This is a genomic window from Pantoea sp. FN0307, from assembly GCF_050113815.1.
GTDB lineage: Bacteria > Pseudomonadota > Gammaproteobacteria > Enterobacterales > Enterobacteriaceae > Mixta > Mixta alhagi.
Genome location: NZ_JBNJSO010000001.1, coordinates 1,082,206 through 1,098,600, shown reverse-complemented (window position 1 = coordinate 1,098,600; position 16,395 = coordinate 1,082,206). Strand labels below are relative to the sequence as shown.

15 protein-coding genes and 2 pseudogenes are annotated in these 16,395 nt (G+C 53.6%); 9 read left to right on the top strand and 8 right to left on the bottom strand.

Features of this window, described 5'->3' with window-relative positions:
* The first annotated feature begins 19 nt into the window (after positions 1 to 19).
* The gene (locus tag ACQE3Z_RS05200; protein ID WP_426972492.1) at positions 20 to 619 is read left to right on the top strand and encodes an FMN-dependent NADH-azoreductase; all 600 of its coding nucleotides are present in this window, start codon (positions 20 to 22) and stop codon (positions 617 to 619) included.
* Between the two features lie 76 nt (positions 620 to 695).
* On the opposite strand, the gene ACQE3Z_RS05195 is transcribed toward ACQE3Z_RS05200, so the two are convergent.
* Genes ACQE3Z_RS05195 through ACQE3Z_RS05185 form a run of 3 tightly spaced genes read right to left on the bottom strand, consistent with a single transcriptional unit; the run spans position 696 to position 3,833 of the window.
* Complete coding sequence (locus ACQE3Z_RS05195) at positions 696 to 1,019, bottom strand: YdbL family protein (protein WP_426973061.1); 324 nt, start codon at positions 1,017 to 1,019, stop codon at positions 696 to 698.
* 11 nt (positions 1,020 to 1,030) lie between these two features.
* On the bottom strand, positions 1,031 to 1,216 hold the full coding sequence (locus ACQE3Z_RS05190; protein ID WP_085071656.1) for a YnbE family lipoprotein: 186 nt from the start codon (positions 1,214 to 1,216) through the stop codon (positions 1,031 to 1,033).
* Entirely contained in the window at positions 1,206 to 3,833 is a 2,628-nt protein-coding gene (locus ACQE3Z_RS05185; RefSeq protein WP_426973060.1) for a YdbH family protein, read from the bottom strand. Before ACQE3Z_RS05185 ends, ACQE3Z_RS05190 begins: the two co-directional genes overlap by 11 nt.
* 184 nt (positions 3,834 to 4,017) lie before the next feature.
* Between ACQE3Z_RS05185 and ACQE3Z_RS05180 the strand changes: the two genes are divergently transcribed.
* A complete protein-coding gene (locus ACQE3Z_RS05180; RefSeq protein WP_085071654.1) occupies positions 4,018 to 5,010 on the top strand; it encodes a 2-hydroxyacid dehydrogenase in 993 nt (330 codons plus the stop codon).
* Between the two features lie 36 nt (positions 5,011 to 5,046).
* Here the strand turns inward: ACQE3Z_RS05180 and ACQE3Z_RS05175 are convergent, their stop codons facing one another.
* The gene (locus tag ACQE3Z_RS05175) at positions 5,047 to 5,319 is read right to left on the bottom strand and encodes a putative hemolysin (RefSeq protein ID WP_426972491.1); all 273 of its coding nucleotides are present in this window, start codon (positions 5,317 to 5,319) and stop codon (positions 5,047 to 5,049) included.
* Positions 5,320 to 5,650: 331 nt separating this feature from the next.
* Here ACQE3Z_RS05175 and ACQE3Z_RS05170 point away from each other — a divergent pair, with 331 nt between their 5' ends.
* From ACQE3Z_RS05170 to ttcA, 3 genes and pseudogenes are all read left to right on the top strand, one after another.
* Positions 5,651 to 7,642, top strand: a complete 1,992-nt coding sequence (locus ACQE3Z_RS05170) for a BCCT family transporter (RefSeq protein WP_426972490.1) — start codon at positions 5,651 to 5,653, stop codon at positions 7,640 to 7,642.
* Positions 7,643 to 7,806: 164 nt separating this feature from the next.
* A pseudogene (locus ACQE3Z_RS05165) lies at positions 7,807 to 8,019 on the top strand (site-specific integrase); the annotation flags it as partial.
* 44 nt (positions 8,020 to 8,063) lie between these two features.
* Positions 8,064 to 8,999, top strand: coding sequence for a tRNA 2-thiocytidine(32) synthetase TtcA (gene ttcA / locus ACQE3Z_RS05160; protein WP_426972488.1), 936 nt, complete (start codon positions 8,064 to 8,066; stop codon positions 8,997 to 8,999).
* Between the two features lie 64 nt (positions 9,000 to 9,063).
* Here the strand turns inward: ttcA and ACQE3Z_RS05155 are convergent, their stop codons facing one another.
* The 3 genes from ACQE3Z_RS05155 to ACQE3Z_RS05145 all read right to left on the bottom strand — a co-directional run bounded on the left by ACQE3Z_RS05155 (position 9,064) and on the right by ACQE3Z_RS05145 (position 12,270).
* On the bottom strand, positions 9,064 to 9,219 hold the full coding sequence (locus ACQE3Z_RS05155) for a hypothetical protein (RefSeq protein WP_250650019.1): 156 nt from the start codon (positions 9,217 to 9,219) through the stop codon (positions 9,064 to 9,066).
* A gap of 272 nt (positions 9,220 to 9,491) precedes the next feature.
* Positions 9,492 to 10,475 carry a zinc transporter ZntB gene (gene zntB / locus ACQE3Z_RS05150; RefSeq protein WP_085072352.1) on the bottom strand — a complete coding sequence of 328 codons (984 nt, stop codon included), beginning with the start codon at positions 10,473 to 10,475 and terminating at the stop codon, positions 9,492 to 9,494.
* Positions 10,476 to 10,653: 178 nt separating this feature from the next.
* Positions 10,654 to 12,270 carry a peptide ABC transporter substrate-binding protein gene (locus ACQE3Z_RS05145; RefSeq protein ID WP_426972487.1) on the bottom strand — a complete coding sequence of 539 codons (1,617 nt, stop codon included), beginning with the start codon at positions 12,268 to 12,270 and terminating at the stop codon, positions 10,654 to 10,656.
* 154 nt (positions 12,271 to 12,424) lie between these two features.
* On the opposite strand from ACQE3Z_RS05145, the gene mpaA reads away from it, so the two are divergent.
* Positions 12,425 to 13,150: a murein tripeptide amidase MpaA gene (mpaA, locus tag ACQE3Z_RS05140; RefSeq protein WP_085072351.1), complete on the top strand. Its 726-nt coding sequence runs from the start codon at positions 12,425 to 12,427 to the stop codon at positions 13,148 to 13,150.
* Here mpaA and ycjG read toward each other — a convergent pair.
* The gene (ycjG, locus tag ACQE3Z_RS05135; RefSeq protein WP_426972485.1) at positions 13,147 to 14,124 is read right to left on the bottom strand and encodes an L-Ala-D/L-Glu epimerase; all 978 of its coding nucleotides are present in this window, start codon (positions 14,122 to 14,124) and stop codon (positions 13,147 to 13,149) included. The two genes, mpaA and ycjG, sit on opposite strands and share 4 nt — an antisense overlap.
* A gap of 175 nt (positions 14,125 to 14,299) precedes the next feature.
* Between ycjG and tpx the strand changes: the two genes are divergently transcribed.
* From tpx to ACQE3Z_RS05120, 3 genes and pseudogenes are all read left to right on the top strand, one after another.
* Complete coding sequence (gene tpx, locus ACQE3Z_RS05130; RefSeq protein ID WP_426972484.1) at positions 14,300 to 14,803, top strand: thiol peroxidase; 504 nt, start codon at positions 14,300 to 14,302, stop codon at positions 14,801 to 14,803.
* A gap of 216 nt (positions 14,804 to 15,019) precedes the next feature.
* Positions 15,020 to 15,892 (top strand): annotated as a pseudogene (locus ACQE3Z_RS05125) (DUF3289 family protein).
* Complete coding sequence (locus ACQE3Z_RS05120; RefSeq protein WP_426972482.1) at positions 15,879 to 16,355, top strand: DUF943 family protein; 477 nt, start codon at positions 15,879 to 15,881, stop codon at positions 16,353 to 16,355. The pseudogene ACQE3Z_RS05125 and the gene ACQE3Z_RS05120 overlap by 14 nt, the downstream one beginning before the upstream one ends.
* The last annotated feature ends 40 nt before the right edge of the window (positions 16,356 to 16,395 follow it).

Here is a 16,395-nt window from a genome sequence, read left to right as displayed (position 1 = left end):
CAGCAGACAGGAAAACAGCATGAGCAAAGTATTAGTTTTAAAATCCAGTATTCTTGCCGGTTACTCTCAGTCAGGCCAGCTGGCCGATTTTTATGTCGCCGAGGCCAGTGCGAACGGCGATCAGGTAACGGTGCGCGATCTGGCTGCAAACCCGATCCCGGTACTGGATGGCGAGCTGGTCGGCGCACTGCGTCCTTCCGATGCCGAACTGACACCGCGTCAGCAGGAAGCGCTGGCGCTCTCTGATGAGCTGATTGCTGAGCTGAACGCGCACGATGTGATTGTTATTGCGGCGCCGATGTACAATTTCAATATCCCTACTCAGCTGAAAAACTATTTCGATTTGATCGCCCGTGCTGGCGTCACTTTCCGCTATACCGAAGCGGGCCCGGAAGGTCTGGTTAAAGGGAAACGTGCGGTAGTGATTTCCAGCCGTGGCGGCATTCATAAAGATACGCCTACCGATCTGCTGACCCCTTATGTGCAGTTATTCCTCGGCTTTATTGGCATTACCGACGTGAGCTTCGTTTTTGCTGAAGGTATCGCTTACGGCCCGGAAGTGGCCACCAAAGCCACCGCTGAAGCAAAAGACGTTTTGCAGCAGCTGGCAACCGCCTGATGCTGGTGCTGGCCGCTGCTGCAGCGGCCAGCATGTTATTCTCACGCCTGTGCTTTATCCTGGGCTCTCCGCCGCGTTACTGTTTTCTTACCCACCTGCCGTTAATCCCCTGCACATACTCCCCGGCGGCGGCGCGCTGCACCAGCTTTTCTCCGGCAATACGCGCAACTTCGGCGGTAGAAAGTTGGTTACGCTGCGCAACTTCCCGATAACGCTGCTCACGTTGCTGATTGATGTGCGTGATTAGCGCCTCTGTCTCTGCGTCATGCTGACGTGCCGCCAGATAGCCGCTCAGGGTTTCGCCGACGCGCCCCTGCTGACGCGCCTCATCCAGCGTTAGCGCCTGCGCCGGCGTTGCCGTCAACATGCAAAGCAGAAAGAGTGCGATCCAGCCTTTCATCATGCTGCTCCTTAAAAAAGATTCTGATCTTTCAGCAGCGCTTCCACATCTTTATCTACCCGGATATGGATTTCATGCTCGATTTTCACATTCATATTGATGGTAATCGGTTCCTTTGGCGCCGCGACTTCAATACGCGGTACGCAGCCCCCTAACCCAAAACAACAGGCCAGCAGCAGCATCCGATTAATTCTCATGCTTTGAGTCCTTCTGTGAAGGCAGAGCCGCGTTTTGCTCTACCCAGGATTGCAAATTATCGCCAAAACGCAGGCTACGCCACAGCTGAAACAGGTTCTCCTGATGGCGATAGTTCAGATTTACATGCTGATCGCGATTGCTGAAACGACTGGTGCCGTTAACTTCCGCCTGCAGGGTGAGATCGCCGATGGTATTGAGATTCAGCCTGGCCCAGCTACGGGAGATTTCCATATAACGCAGCCAGTCCAGTGCGGCACCGGCGGCAATATTATTCTGCGTTATGGTGTCAGCCATCTGTTTATCCAGCCGCAGCGTCAGGTTGCCGCTGTTAGCGATCCAGCCATCCTTAACCAGCCAGGCGGAATTATCCAGCCACAGCGGCAGCTCGCCGTTGATGCGCCCGGACATGGCGATCTGCTTTGGCTTAAGGGCGGTGATCAGCTCGCTCAGGCTAATCTCGCGCAGACGAATAACTGCGGGCTGATGCTGCGGCAGACGCAACTGCTGCAGGCTTAGCGTGCCGCCCAGCAGCGCCAGACTGACGTTGCTCAGCGTAAGCGGTTCGCTCTCCTGCCACGGCCAGCTGCCCTGGAGCTGGGCGGTAACATCATGGATCAGAAACTGGTTATTGATTTTTTTGATGCGCAGCGATACGGGACCATGCGTGCCCAGTGACCAGCGGCTCTGATGCAGACGAAACGGCAGTGAGAAATCAACCCCTTCAATGCTGTTATCCGGCATCCATAACGCACCCTTTTGCACCACCCAGTGGCCACCTGCGGTAAAGCCCTGCTGTTCAGCAGCGGAAAAGGCCACCTGCGCCCATAGCGTGCCGCCGGTAATTTTCATTTTCAAATCGGGGCTAAGCAGAGGCTGGAAAACCGTCAGGGATTGCGCCGGCCACCAGGCCTGTCCGCGCAAACGCTCGCTGTCCCAGCGACCATGCACGCGAATCGGGCCGATCGACTCCGCCTGTAGGCTGCCGTTAAACAAAAAATGCGCCGGATCGCTGCCTTTTAGCGAGAGTTCCAGCCGCGACGGCGGCAGATAACCACCGCTTTCAAAGCGGGTCGCTGCAGCATCAAGCGTGATTTTACCGTGAAACGTGGCCTGCCCGGTATCGCGCTGCCAGACCAGCGGCTGCGCCAGCCGCAGTCGGGGCTGATTCACCCTGGTCATGTTGTAGCTGAGCCGGTCAAATCCGGTAGAGAGCGTCGTTAACGCAATTGCGCTATCCTGCCAGTTGCCGGTGCCCTGCACATCCCATTTGGCATCCAGCGGCGCCAGATAGCCGTTGCCCCAGTAGCGCCATGCCCAACGCCCACGATCGGGCCAGAATTCGCTGGCGCGACCATCCAGATGCAGCGTAAAGCGCCCTTTCTGGGTATCGTGTGCGCGCAAAATCGCCTGCAAACGACCATTAATGCCGGAGGCGGAAAGGCTTACCCCAGCCAGCGGCCAGCGCGCCTCGTCAACTTCCAGCGTGGAAAGCAGGCGTCCACGCATACGCAGCAGCGCGCCCGGCGCGACAGATAACTGCGGATCCAGCAGGGAACCTTGCAGCGTGCCGGGTAGCGAGGCATAAAACTGCAGCGCCGCCAGCTTGCTTTCTCCGGTAAGGCGCAGCGGTAACTGGCTGTCGGTAAGGGATAAATGCCCTGGCCCCAGCGTCAACACAATGTTGCCTTTGCCGCCACGGCCCTGCGTCAGCATATTCAGCCGTCCGCTAATTTCAGTGGCTTCCAGTCCCTGCTGCCAGTGAAAGAAGGCCAGCGCGACGCCACCCGCCAGCGGCTGCGCTGCCCACGGCCAGCGCCAGCGTCCGCTTTCAATGCGGATCTGCTCCGGCGTCACCTGCCAGGGAAGATCCACCAGCGGCTCGGCATCCTGCGGCGTTTGCAGTACCAGGCGACCCTGCTGCTGCTGCCATGTCAGCGTAAAACGCAACGGATGCGGTACTTGCGTCAGGGTAAAATTGCCGCCGAGCTCGCCGCTTTCCGGCACGCCGTTGGCAAATTCTGTCAGCATCAGCGAACCGTGCAGACTAACCGGTTCGCTAAGCGTGGGCGCCTGTAGCGTTAGCTGGCGCAGCGAGAGACGCTGCCCCTGCAAATCGGCCAGCAGACGCAGATTATCGCCCTGATAGTCGAGCCGTTGCGCATCCGCATCCAGCGTCAGCCGCAGCGCGCCAGACCAGCTCTGATAAGGATTAATGATGAGACGATCGATAGCAACATCGGCAGATGGCAGCATCGCCTGCCACTGCGCCAGCGAACGCGGCGCAATGGCAGCGTCACTGTCGGCGGGTAAACGGCTCAGGCAGGCGGTGTCCAGCACCAGGCGTTGCGCACGCGCCTGCCAGCGCGAGCCCAGATACCCCAGGGAGAGATGCTGTAGCTCAGCCAGCTGGCAATCAGCAACCAGATAGCGCACCGCCGGAAAATGCAGCGCCCCCTGTTGCCAGCGTGGTGAAGCATCCAGCGCAATACTTGTGCCCACAGGCAGCCAGATTCCCGCCAGGCGCGGCAGCCAGTGCGTCACGCTGCTCAATAGCGCCAGCACCAGCAGAACCAGCGCCAGCAGCGAGGCCAGAGCGAAAGATAAGCGCCATCGCATTGCCATAACGGTCCTGTTTGGTAAAAAATCCTGCGGCTATGATGGCATGTTCATTACCCAGGGTGAAGGTTTCGCTACGCTTTTCTGTATTGCGCAGCGCCGGATGCGCGGGCAGCAGATTAAAAGTTACGTCGCAGGCCTGCCAGTCTAGAATGGATCAAGAGACAATAATAAGGAGTCGACAATGAAGCTTGCGGTCTACAGCACCAAACAGTACGACAAAAAATATCTGGATAACGTTAACCAGCGCTTTGGTTTCGATATCGAATACTTTGATTTTTTGCTGACCGAACGTACTGCGATAAACGCCGTCAATTGTGAAGCCGTCTGTATTTTTGTTAATGATGACGCCAGCCGCCCGGTGCTGGAAATCCTTAGCGCCCAGGGTGTAAAAATCATCGCATTACGCTGCGCCGGTTTTAATAATGTTGATTTAGCGGCGGCCGCCGAGCTGGGCCTGAAAGTGGTACGCGTACCGGCCTATTCGCCGGAGGCGGTGGCGGAACATGCGGTAGGCATGATGATGACGCTTAACCGTCGTATTCATCGCGCCTATCAGCGCACCCGCGACGCCAACTTCTCTCTGGAGGGATTAATCGGTTTTAATATGCATGGACGTACCGCTGGCGTGGTGGGCACCGGTAAAATCGGTATCGCGACGCTGCGGATTTTAAAGGGTTTTGGCATGCGTCTGCTGGCGTTCGATCCTTACCCAAACCCACAGGCGTTGGATCTGGGCGCAGAATATGTCGATATCAAAAGCCTGTTTAAAGAATCCGATGTGATTACCCTGCACTGTCCGCTGACGGCGGATAACCATCATTTACTGGATGCCGCTGCATTCAGCCAGATGAAGGATGGAGTAATGATCATCAATACCAGCCGTGGCGGACTGGTGGATTCTCAGGCCGCGATCGAGGCATTGAAACAGCAGAAAATTGGTTCGCTTGGCATGGACGTCTATGAAAATGAACGCGATCTGTTCTTTGAAGACAAATCCAACGACGTGATTCAGGACGATGTGTTCCGTCGCCTTTCAGCCTGCCATAACGTTCTGTTTACCGGTCATCAGGCCTTCTTAACCGCTGAAGCGCTCACCGCCATTTCAGAAACCACGCTCTCTAACCTGCAACAGCTGGCAAAAGGCGAGGCCTGCCCGAATGAGGTCAGCGTTTAGTCACTCTTTCTGGTGCGCCCTGTGCGCACCAAAAGGTTAAAAGCGCGCGCAGCTTCCGCTTTCCAGCGCGCGCTCACTACAGCGACGCCCGTTGGCTAACTGACACATTCCCGTACTGCTGCCGTCCAGCTGACGAGAAAATGCCAGGGTTCCGCCCGCGAGGGCGCAGTTGCTTTCTGCCAGAGAGGACATACTGACTCTGGGCTGAACATGCGCGGCAGTAGCCTGCTGTGGCGGCTCATTGTCACTGCTGCTGCATGCGCTAAGCAGCAGCGCAGCGCCAGCAAGCAGAAAAGTGGCTGCTTTCATTGGTCGGGCTCCGGGAATGATGGGGGTCAAGGCTTTGCCAGCATAAGCGACGTTAATGCGGGCGTCGAGACAGGAAACATCTTTTTACGTTATTTTCCTGTTAGAAAGTCACCAGGAATATTCTCGTTTCGCTTATAGAATTCACTGAAAATATGATGCCATAGGCAGTCAGCCCCCATCGGGTAAACAAGATTTACCTGGAAAAATTGCATTTTTCTCTAAAAAATCCCTTTATCGGAGCAAAAAAACATAAATTTATTACATCCCGGGTTTAACTATTTCATACTGATTGTTACATTTAACGCAGTTTCAATCGCGTCAAAGGTAAACAATGAATCAAAATGAACCCGTACTTAAAGCTAAACGCAGCCAAATCAATCCGCCGGTTTTTTATACTTCCGCAGTTTTAATTTTCCTGCTGGTCGCCTTCTCGGCGATGTTTCCTGAACAGGCTGAACGCCAGTTAGGCGCGTTGCAAAGCGCCCTGTTTACCAATGCGAGCTGGTTTTACATTCTGGTTGTCGCCCTGATCTTACTGACCGTGACCTACCTGGGCATGTCGCGTTATGGCGATATCAAGCTGGGCCCCGATCATGCCGAACCCGATTTTAGCTATATCTCCTGGTTCGCGATGCTCTTTTCTGCCGGAATGGGTATCGGGCTGATGTTCTTTGGGGTGGCTGAGCCTGTGATGCACTATATGGCGCCGCCCACCGGCACACCGGAAACCATTCAGGCCGCGAAAGAAGCGCTACGTATCACCTTTTTCCACTGGGGGCTTCATGCCTGGGCAATTTATGCGATTGTCGCCCTGATACTGGCCTTTTTCAGCTACCGTCATGGTTTACCGCTGACGTTGCGCTCGGCGCTCTACCCGATTATTGGCGATCGTATTTATGGCTGGATGGGACACGCCGTCGATATTTTTGCCGTTATCGGTACGGTGTTAGGTGTCGCAACATCACTGGGTTATGGTGTTTTGCAGGTTAACGCCGGACTGAACCATCTTTTCGGCCTGCCGGTTAATGAAACCGTACAGGTTATTTTAATTGTGGTGATAACCGCGCTGGCAACGCTTTCAGTGGTATCGGGGCTCGATAAGGGGATCCGTATACTGTCTGAAATCAACCTGAGCCTGGCCGTATTACTGCTGATTATGGTGGGTATTCTTGGTCCAACCGTCCTGCTACTGAAATCTTTTGTAGAAAATACCGGCGGCTACCTTTCTGAGATCGTAACCAAGACATTCAACCTTTATGCCTATGAGCCTAAGTCCAGCAAATGGCTGGGTGGCTGGACGCTGTTTTACTGGGGCTGGTGGCTGGCATGGTCGCCGTTTGTCGGCATGTTTATCGCTCGTGTCTCACGTGGCCGAACCATTCGTGAGTTTGTTTCCGGCGTCCTTTTTGTTCCTGCGGGCTTCACCCTGCTGTGGATGACCTTTTTCGGCAACAGCGCTATCTGGCTAATTATGCAAAAAGGCGCGCGCGACCTGGCCGAAACCGTTCAGGCCGATCAAACGTTGGCGCTGTTTAATTTCCTGGAGCACTTCCCTTTTAGCTCGGTGCTCTCTTTTGTCGCGATGGCGATGGTCGTAGTCTTTTTCGTTACTTCGGCTGACTCGGGTGCGATGGTCGTAGATACGCTTGCTTCCGGTGGGACAGATAAAACACCGATCTGGCAGCGTATCTTTTGGGCTGGATTGATGGGTGTGGTTGCCATCACGCTACTGCTGGCCGGCGGCATGAAAGCTTTGCAAACCGTGACGATCGCCAGTGCACTGCCCTTCGCTATCATCCTGCTGATATCGATGTATGGACTTTTAAAAGCGTTGCGTCTGGATGCATGGAAACGCGACAGTAAACAGATAGCGACTATCGCGCCTACTGCGGCACGCAATCCTATTTCCTGGCAACGCAGGCTGCGTAATATCGCCTATTTCCCGAAACGTTCGCAGGTCAGACGCTTTATGAATGAAGTGATTACCCCAGCGATGAAGATGGTTGAAGCGGAGCTGGCCAAGCAGAATACGCCTTCGCGTACTGAGGATGGTGACGATCGCATTCATTTCGAAGTTGATCTGGGCAACGAGCTGAACTTTGTTTATGAGGTCCGGCTACGCTCCTATTTGCAGCCAACTTTTGCTCTGGCGGCAATAGGCGATAGCGAAAAGGACGATGAACAAAAGTATTATCGGGCGGAAGTTTACCTGAAAGAAGGTGGCCAGGATTATGATGTGATGGGCTGGACGCAGGAGCAGATCCTTCACGATATTCTGGATCAATATGAAAAACATCTGCACTTTTTACATGTGGTCCGTTAATCACGCGTTCTGATAACAGAGCAACTGCCGACAGAGGGATCTGTCGGCACGTTACCCGCTTTTGCTTACTTCGCTTTGCTACATCTTGTTCCCGCTTTTCAGCCATCCGTTAAACGATGAAAAATCGTTTTCATTCAGCTCAGAAATAAAGCGCATCGGCTAAGGCAATAAAACATACTGGAATTCGGCGGCGTAATCCGTACCATACGCGGCATACTTTCGCATGTTGGCTGTTATCTGCCGGCGCTAACCCGTTATTTATAGCTCACCAGATGGGGCTTAAGAACGCGCAGAGGATGCATGAAACCTATTCTACCTGGTTTGAAGAGATGAACGGGAAACAGGTAGAGAAGCTGAAAATCTGGCTGGTGCGGTAAGAAACTTTGCACTGTATGCCCCATGGTTATTGAGACACTATAAAATGCAACAAGATCAAACCGTTAATAAGAAAGAACAATACAATCTGAACAAACTGCAAAAGCGCCTGCGTCGTAACGTGGGCGAAGCGATTGCCGATTTTAATATGATCGAAGAAGGCGATCGTATTATGGTTTGCCTGTCCGGCGGTAAAGACAGTTACACCATGCTAGAGATCCTGCGTAACCTGCAGCAGAGCGCGCCGGTTAATTTCTCACTGATTGCGGTTAACCTCGATCAGAAACAGCCTGGCTTCCCGGAACATGTGCTGCCGCAATATCTGGAATCGATCGGCGTTGAATATAAAATCGTCGAAGAAAACACCTACGGCATCGTTAAAGATAAAATTCCGGAAGGCAAAACTACCTGCTCGCTCTGCTCTCGTCTGCGTCGCGGTATTCTTTACCGTACCGCTACAGAACTGGGCTGCACCAAAATCGCCCTGGGGCATCACCGTGACGATATTCTGCAAACGCTGTTTTTGAATATGTTCTACGGCGGGAAAATGAAAGGCATGCCGCCGAAGCTGATGAGCGATGACGGCAAGCATATTGTGATCCGCCCGCTGGCCTACTGCCGTGAAAAGGATATCGAACGCTTTGCCATTGCGCGTCAGTATCCGATTATTCCGTGCAACCTGTGCGGTTCGCAGCCGAACCTGCAACGTCAGGTGATTGCCGATATGCTGCGCGACTGGGATAAACGCTATCCGGGTCGCATTGAGACCATGTTCAGCGCCATGCAAAACGTGGTTCCGTCGCATCTGGCCGATACGACGCTGTTTGATTTTAAATCGATTAAACATGGCAGCGAAGTGGTGGATGGTGGCGATCTGGCTTTCGATCGTGAATCTTTACCGCTTCAGCCGGTTGGCTGGCAGCCGGATGAAGAAGAAGATGCGCCTGTGGGACAGCGCCTGGATATTCTGGAAATCAAATAAGCACGCTGGCGCCATACCGGTAACAGCCAGTATGGTGCCAGTATAGTGCCAGGATTGTGATAAATTATTTCATATGCGGCGGCGGATCGAGAATCGGCTCGGGATCCGGCATTGGGTCGGGAACGGGCTGCGGCTGCGGGATAGGCTCAGGAACAGGGACCGGATCGGTGGGTATCGGGTCGGAAGCGGAAATCGGGTTGGTCATCCACAAAATCGGCATAGGTTCTTCCTCAGGTTGCTCGGTTTCTTAAGCGTAGAAGAAATTGCGCAGGGATGGCGAAGCGGCAAAAAAAAGCCGGCTTTAAGGCCGGCGTCGTACGAATCAATTGTGCTATGCAGTAATTCAAAAAAAGGAAGTAAGACAATATGGAGCGCAACGCCCATCGCTTGACGTTGCATTCACCTGCGGAAGAGAGTTTGCCCCAGCCCTGCCTACAGTTTATTGACGTCGATCAGCTTTTCTCCCCTTTTCTGGTTACCCGTTTGCTTTTGCTATAGCCACTTACGTTTATGTAACCACAGGGCAACGCCAGCCACCAGCAGCACTAACATCAGGCAGAAAATCGCAAAGCCATAGCGGCTTTCCGCTCCCGGGATACCGCCCAGGTTGACGCCAAACAGACCGGTAAGGAAGGTTGTCGGCAGAAAAAGCATCGCCAGCAGCGACATGGTGTAGGTTCGCCGGTTCATCGCCTCCTGCATTATCGATGCGATCTCATCTGCCAGCACCGCCGTGCGCGCCACGCTGGCGGCTAAGTCATCCAGCCCACGGCCAAGCCGGTCAGCAATTTCCTGCATGCGACGACGTTCATTGTCATCCATCCAGCCCAGCTTTTCGCTGGCCAGACGCGCATAGACATCACGCTGTGGCGTCATATAACGGCGCATCACTATCAGCTGCTTACGCAGCAGCGCCAGTTCGCCACGAGCCGGTACGCGCTGATCCATTAACGCATCTTCCAGCTCAATAATTTTATCCTGCAGATCTTCGATAAATTCACTGGTGTGATCGGTCAGCACATCGCAAAGCTCTACCAGCCAGCTTCCGCCATCCACCGGACCATTGCCGTTTTGCAGCTCGGAGAGCACTTCATCGATAGCGTTCACCTTGCGCCGCCGCGTGGAAACAATCAGCTTATCGTTAATAAAAACGCGAATAGCCACCAGCTGTTCAGGTCGTGAATCGCTGTTGCGGTTCACGCTGCGTAGCGTAATCATAAAACCATCGCCCAGACGGCTAACGCGTGGGCGCAGACTGTCTCCGGCCAGCGCATCGCGTACCGCATCCGGGATGAGCGGCGTAGAAGAGAGCCACTCGGCGCTTTCGCGGTGGGTATAATTGAGATGAAGCCAGCAGGGGCGCTCGCAATGAATCACATCTTTATCTTCAATCGGGATCAGGCCGCCCTGCCCGTCAAGCTGGCAGGCGATAATCGCACCTGAAACCTGTAGCGCTTTTCCTTCAATGACGTTCACGTCATGCCTCATAATCAGCTGAATTCAAACGCTACAGTCTAGCCTGACGCCAGGCAGAATCAATCTTTCGGCGTCGCGGGCATGTTCAATAAATAGCGTCGCGGTCTGTGCGAAAAAAGAAAAGCAGCGGCGAGACGGTCATAGCGCATAAACCACGCGCTATGACCGCCCTGTACGCTTAGTGTTTGAGGATATAGAGCTGGCGACTGTAGGCAACGTCTTCAGGGTTATTAATGGGATAGCCTTTCACCCAGGGCTTGATTAAGCGCCCGTTGGTATATTGATAAATCGGCGCGATCGGCGCCTGCTCATCAAGGATCTGCTCTGCGCGATTGTAATCCTCGTTACGCGCCTGCGCGTTGTTTTCCCGGCTCGCCTTCGCCAACACCGCATCGTAATCCGCATTATGGAACTTAGCGATATTACCGCTGTGGCTGGAAGTCAGCAGGCTAAGAAAGGTGGAAGGCTCATTATAATCGCCAATCCAGGAGGCACGGATCACGTCGAAATTGCCGCTGTTGCGGCTGTCGATATAGGTTTTCCACTCCTGATTTTGCAGTTTCACCTCTACGCCGAGGTTTTTCTTCCACATTGAGGCCACCGCAATGGCAATCTTCTGATGGTTTTCTGATGTGTTATACAGCAGCGACAGCCGCAGCGGCCGGTTTGGCCCATAGCCAGCCGCAGCCAGCAGCGCCTTCGCCTGCATATTCAGTTCGGCCTGGGTGTGCTGCTGCAAAAAGGAGGGTTTGGGATTAAAACTGCTTACCACCTCCGGGGTGAGATGCCAGGCAGGTTTTTCGCCGGTGCCCAACACTTTTTCGGCGATAATGCGACGGTCAATGCTCCAGGAGAGCGCCCGACGCACGCGCGCATCGGCGGTCGGCCCGCGCTGCGTATTAAACGCATAGTAATAGGTTCCCAGCTGATCGGGCGTATAGACCTCATCCGGAATGTTTTTCTTTAGCATGCCGTAGAGGTTTTTCGGGAAGGATTCGGTAATATCGATATCCCCTGCGCGATAGCGTTTGGTGGCGCTGGACTCTTCGTTAATCGGCAAGAACGTAACCTGATTCAGTACCGAATGTGCGTTATCCCAATAATTCTGATTACGCACCAGCACAATTTTTTCATTTACTACCCGTTCCTTTAGCTGATACGCGCCGTTGCCGATCAGATTACCCGGTCTGGTCCAGGCATCGCCCCACGCCTCAATCGCCTTTTGCGGTACTGGATAGAGACTGACATGCGCGGTGAGACCGGGAAACCAGGCAACAGGTCGATCGAGCGTTACCTTAAGATGGGTTTTATCCAGCGCGGTGACGCCAAGGCTCTCGGGCGGCAGTTTACCCTGCGTTATCGCCCCGGCGTTATGAATAGCCGCCAGCCCGGCAAACCAGGCGAAAGGCGAGGCATTTTTACTGTCAACCAGACGCCGCCAGCTGTAGACAAAATCCTGGGCCGTTACCGGCTTGCCGTCTGACCAGCGAGCATCCTCTCGCAGCGTGAAGATCCAGCTCTGGTTATCATTGCTCTGCCAGCTTTGCGCCACGCCCGGCACAACGTTTCCCTGCGCATCCTGGTTGGTTAACCCTTCGAACAGATCGCGCATTACCTGGATTTCAGGGAGTCCCACAGCCTTTTGCGGATCGAGCGACGCCGGTTCATCTTTGATATGGCGCACGATATTCTGCCGTTCCGCCAGCTGGTCGCCAGGGGCCACCTGTGCAGCCTGCGCCGTGGTTAACAGCGAGGCGGTTAAAAAGGTACCCAGCGCAATGCGAAATGATTTCATCTTGTCCTACCCTTAAAGCTGCCGGTTTGGCAAAACATATTGGTGGCTTATGCTAACCGGCACTTTAGCGCAAATAATTGATCCTGAACCAGCTGTTTTGCTTATTGCAGTGGCCGCGCCGCCGGTTCTGCGACTTTTTTCACAGGAGCGAATGATGACAATGCAACAGCCGCGTTCACAACGCGGCGCACTGACGGCGGAGATGACGCGTTACGGCACCTCGGTATTGGGGGCGCCGCTGCTCTGGTTCCCGGCGCCGCTGGCGGCACGCGATAGCGGGCTGATTCTGGCCGGCACGCACGGTGACGAAGGCGCTGCCGTGGTAACCCTTTCCTGTGCATTGCGCACGTTGCCTGCCCGTCTGCGGCGGCATCATCTGGTACTGGCGGTTAATCCCGATGGCTGCCAGCTAGGCTTGCGCGCCAATGCCAACGGCGTCGATCTTAACCGTAACTTTCCGGCAGCGAACTGGCAGGCTGGTGAAACGGTATATCGCTGGAACAGTAGCGCTGAACAACGTGACGTAAAGCTTTCTACCGGTGCGCGTGCCGCCTCAGAGCCGGAAACCGCAGCGCTCTGTCAGCTGATTCATACGCTGCGGCCTGCCTGGGTAGTCTCCCTGCATGAACCGCTGGCCTGCATTGAGGATCCGCAGCATAGCCAGCTCGGCGGCTGGTTAGCTGAACAGACAGGGCTGCCGCTGGTCTCCAGCGTTGGCTACAGCACCCCCGGTTCGTTCGGAAGCTGGTGCGCTGATATTGGCCTCCCCTGCATTACCGCCGAGCTGCCGCCGGTTTCTGCCGATGAGGCGACGGAACGTTATCTGCCAGCCTTAACCGGACTGCTTTACTGGCAGCCTGAGACACAAAAGAGGCGTTAATCCGTAGAGGTAAGGTCAATTTCTCCGCTGCTAAAGCGCAGGCCAGGATCCACATCCACCGCCAGCCATGTCGGGCCATCAAGATCGATAAGGCGCGCGCGCGGCACCAGCGGCAGCGCGGCGCTGACGGCGCGTGAAGTGCAAAGCATACAGCCCAGCATAAGCGTAAAGCCCGCCTCTTCCGCTGCGCTGGCCAGCGCCAGCGCTTCGGTAAGGCCACCGGTTTTATCCAGCTTGATATTGATCATTTCATAGCGCTGGCGCAATGCCGGCAGACTGCTGCGCGTATGGCAGCTTTCGTCGGCGCAGACCGGTAACGGATGAATAAAATTTGCCAGCGCTTCATCCTCGCTTGCCGGTAGCGGCTGCTCCAGCATTTCAACCCCCAAATCGGCCAACAACTGGCAGCGCGCCGCCAGCCCTTCGCTATGCCAGGATTCATTGGCATCCACAATCAGCCGCGCCTGCGGGACCGCGCTGCGAATCGCCATTAGCCGCTCAGTAATCAGATGGTCATCCAGCTTGATTTTTAACAGCATGGCCCCATTTTCCCAGAGCGCCAGCGCGCTGCTTGCCATTGATTCCGGCGTATCCAGCGTAACGGTTTGCGCCATACTCACCCGGCCGGGCAGCGTAACACCAAGCAACTGACACAGCGTCTGCTGCTGCTGGCGACAGGCGAGATCCCACAGCGCAGAGTCAATGGCGTTGCGCGCCGCGCCAGCCGGCAGCGCCTCCTGCAGCGCTTCGCGTGTCATGCCCATTTCCAGCTGCGGCAGCAGCAAGCTAATTTGCGCCAGCACCGAAGCCTCGCTTTCGCCATAGCGCCGGTAAGGCGTGCATTCCCCTACGCCTTTGATGCCATTTTCTTCCAGCTCTACCACCACTACACCCGCCTGCTCACGGCTGCCGCGCGAAATAACAAACGGCTTATTAAGCGGCCAGTCCTCGGGATAAACTTTAACCGTCCTCATATTTTTTCTCTCGTTAGTCAGAAGAGGCGTTCAGCGCAGTTGCGCTATGTGCAGCAAACAGGAGATTGCCGACGCGTGCCATAACCGGCGTTGTCTGCTATATAATTTCACTGTCTCACCTTTGCTCGTTCCTTTACACTGTGAATCTTGTTAAGCAAAAGTAAAAGGATAGATTATGTCTCAGACCGTTCATTTTCAGGGTAATCCGGTTAGCGTAGCAGGCCAACTGCCGCAGGCTGGCGAAAAAGCGAAACCCTTTACGCTGGTTGCTAAAAACCTGGCTGACGTTTCCCTTTCTGAGTACGTCGGCAAACGTAAAGTGCTGAACATTTTCCCCAGTATCGATACCGGCGTTTGTGCCGCATCGGTGCGTAAGTTTAATCAGCTGGCGGGCGAAATGGATAATGCCGTTGTTCTCTGTATTTCTGCCGATCTGCCTTTTGCCCAGTCACGCTTCTGCGGCTCCGACGGCCTGTCAAACGTTGTCACGCTCTCTACTCTGCGCGGCGGCAGCTTTAAAGATGATTACGGCGTAGCGATCGCCGATGGTCCACTGCAGGGCCTGACGGCGCGTGCGGTTGTGGTGCTGGATGAAAACGATACGGTGATCTATAGCCAGCTGGTTAATGAAATCACCACCGAACCAGATTACGACGCGGCACTGGCTGCGTTGAAATAATTGATAAATAATTTTATCGCCTCCTTTTGGGGGCGATTTTTTAATAACGCCGATCGCCTTCCCTTTATCAGCCGGTCTTTATTCTTCGCGTCATTTAATTAACGCATCGCGTTACCATTGATTTTATTTAATAATAAATTATACGCCCGCTAGCGAAAACGGCAATTTACAACCCGCCGGCAGCCGATTATTATTCCAGCGCAACACGCAACATGGATGATAAAACAGGATGGAATCGCAATGGATGCACTAACCTTTCCCTGCAGTCTGTTTAAAACCCAAAAAAGAATGGATGACTATGGTGCCAGCAATATGCGCTGCGGTGATTTAACAGAAACACAATTAAAAAGAGAATTCCAGCTGGTGGATGTTTCTACCCAGGCGGATCCTTATACGCTGACAACGCTTAGCCCTTTCAGTCAGCCGCAGTCCATGTTTCATGGTTCTCACCGTCCAGGAAAAAAAATCACGCCGCAGGCGTGCGCCCGCATTCTGTTTGCTGAGTTTCGACATCTGGCACAGGCCTTTGCGCTTTTTGGCCCCTACAGACAGGTAATTGATGAGATGATTACGCATATGGAGGATAACAGCGGTTTTCCATTCGAAAGCCTGTATCTTAACAGCGCGTTAAAACAGCATATTATGAATGATAATAATATTGAGAACAGTACGATTCTAAAAATAAGCAATGCCCTGTCTAAAAATATTGACTGAGAAAACGGCTGTTTTTCATTGGAACTTAAATACAAACATGAAGAGAGCATTCAGGAAGGGCGCCTGCCTAAGTTTAACAGATTACAGGACAGCTTTAACGGGTTGGGCATCAGCGTTCACGATACCTGGGCAACTCATATTACGTTAAAATCCCTACATATTGAGAAAAATCATTACTGCGCGAGGGTGCATTATAAGGTGTAGGATCACTTCGGACTGGACTCTGAGGATATACATAATATCCTGTTTAGTAATTTCCGACTGTTCCGCATCTGGTTTGTGCTACAGCGCTATCATCGCTTTGGCTTTAAGCCTTTTATGACCAGTATGAGTGCCGATATTAAAATTACCGGAGGGTCCAATGCAGATAAGTAAAAAACACGCTGTTCTGCTGCTGGCCGCTGCCGCGCTGCTGATTTACCTGCTCTGGTTCTTTTTGCGGCCAGTAGAAATTGTTGCTGTTCACAAGAGAGGCAGAAGTTCAACAGCTGTTCTGGTTAAAAACTTCCCTTTTACCGATAAGGGGAAAATCAGCTGGTGGCTGGAAAATCGTGCTATGTTAAAAGAGAAGTATAACGCCCCCTATCTTGATGAGGATGGTACTTTTTGGGCCACCATTTTTCTTTTTGGTGATGGTTATCAAAAGGATATAATTGATGAGCGGCTCTGCTTTGATGAAATCAAGAGCGAGCTGCGCTGCATTAATAAGAATGCCGTAATGACCGTTTACAGCAACCGGGATAAACAGGTTTTTTTCAGTTTAGGCAAGGGGAAATATATATTAATAAATAACGGGAAAGTTGATAGATCCGAGTCATTTAAGGTCACGAACCCTTGATAAAATATGCATTTCCGATGTTTGAATTACCGGAGAGCGT

Excerpts from the sequence above, each read along its gene's own strand:
- ACQE3Z_RS05200 (WP_426972492.1), top strand. The coding sequence starts at position 20 with ATGAGCAAAGTATTAGTTTTAAAATCCAGTATTCTTGCCGGTTACTCT.
- ACQE3Z_RS05195 (WP_426973061.1), bottom strand. The coding sequence starts at position 1,019 with ATGAAAGGCTGGATCGCACTCTTTCTGCTTTGCATGTTGACGGCAACG.
- ACQE3Z_RS05190 (WP_085071656.1), bottom strand. The coding sequence starts at position 1,216 with ATGAGAATTAATCGGATGCTGCTGCTGGCCTGTTGTTTTGGGTTAGGG.
- ACQE3Z_RS05185 (WP_426973060.1), bottom strand. The coding sequence starts at position 3,833 with ATGCGATGGCGCTTATCTTTCGCTCTGGCCTCGCTGCTGGCGCTGGTT.
- ACQE3Z_RS05180 (WP_085071654.1), top strand. The coding sequence starts at position 4,018 with ATGAAGCTTGCGGTCTACAGCACCAAACAGTACGACAAAAAATATCTG.
- ACQE3Z_RS05175 (WP_426972491.1), bottom strand. The coding sequence starts at position 5,319 with ATGAAAGCAGCCACTTTTCTGCTTGCTGGCGCTGCGCTGCTGCTTAGC.
- ACQE3Z_RS05170 (WP_426972490.1), top strand. The coding sequence starts at position 5,651 with ATGAATCAAAATGAACCCGTACTTAAAGCTAAACGCAGCCAAATCAAT.
- ttcA (WP_426972488.1), top strand. The coding sequence starts at position 8,064 with ATGCAACAAGATCAAACCGTTAATAAGAAAGAACAATACAATCTGAAC.
- ACQE3Z_RS05155 (WP_250650019.1), bottom strand. The coding sequence starts at position 9,219 with ATGCCGATTTTGTGGATGACCAACCCGATTTCCGCTTCCGACCCGATA.
- ACQE3Z_RS05145 (WP_426972487.1), bottom strand. The coding sequence starts at position 12,270 with ATGAAATCATTTCGCATTGCGCTGGGTACCTTTTTAACCGCCTCGCTG.
- mpaA (WP_085072351.1), top strand. The coding sequence starts at position 12,425 with ATGACAATGCAACAGCCGCGTTCACAACGCGGCGCACTGACGGCGGAG.
- ycjG (WP_426972485.1), bottom strand. The coding sequence starts at position 14,124 with ATGAGGACGGTTAAAGTTTATCCCGAGGACTGGCCGCTTAATAAGCCG.
- tpx (WP_426972484.1), top strand. The coding sequence starts at position 14,300 with ATGTCTCAGACCGTTCATTTTCAGGGTAATCCGGTTAGCGTAGCAGGC.
- ACQE3Z_RS05120 (WP_426972482.1), top strand. The coding sequence starts at position 15,879 with ATGCAGATAAGTAAAAAACACGCTGTTCTGCTGCTGGCCGCTGCCGCG.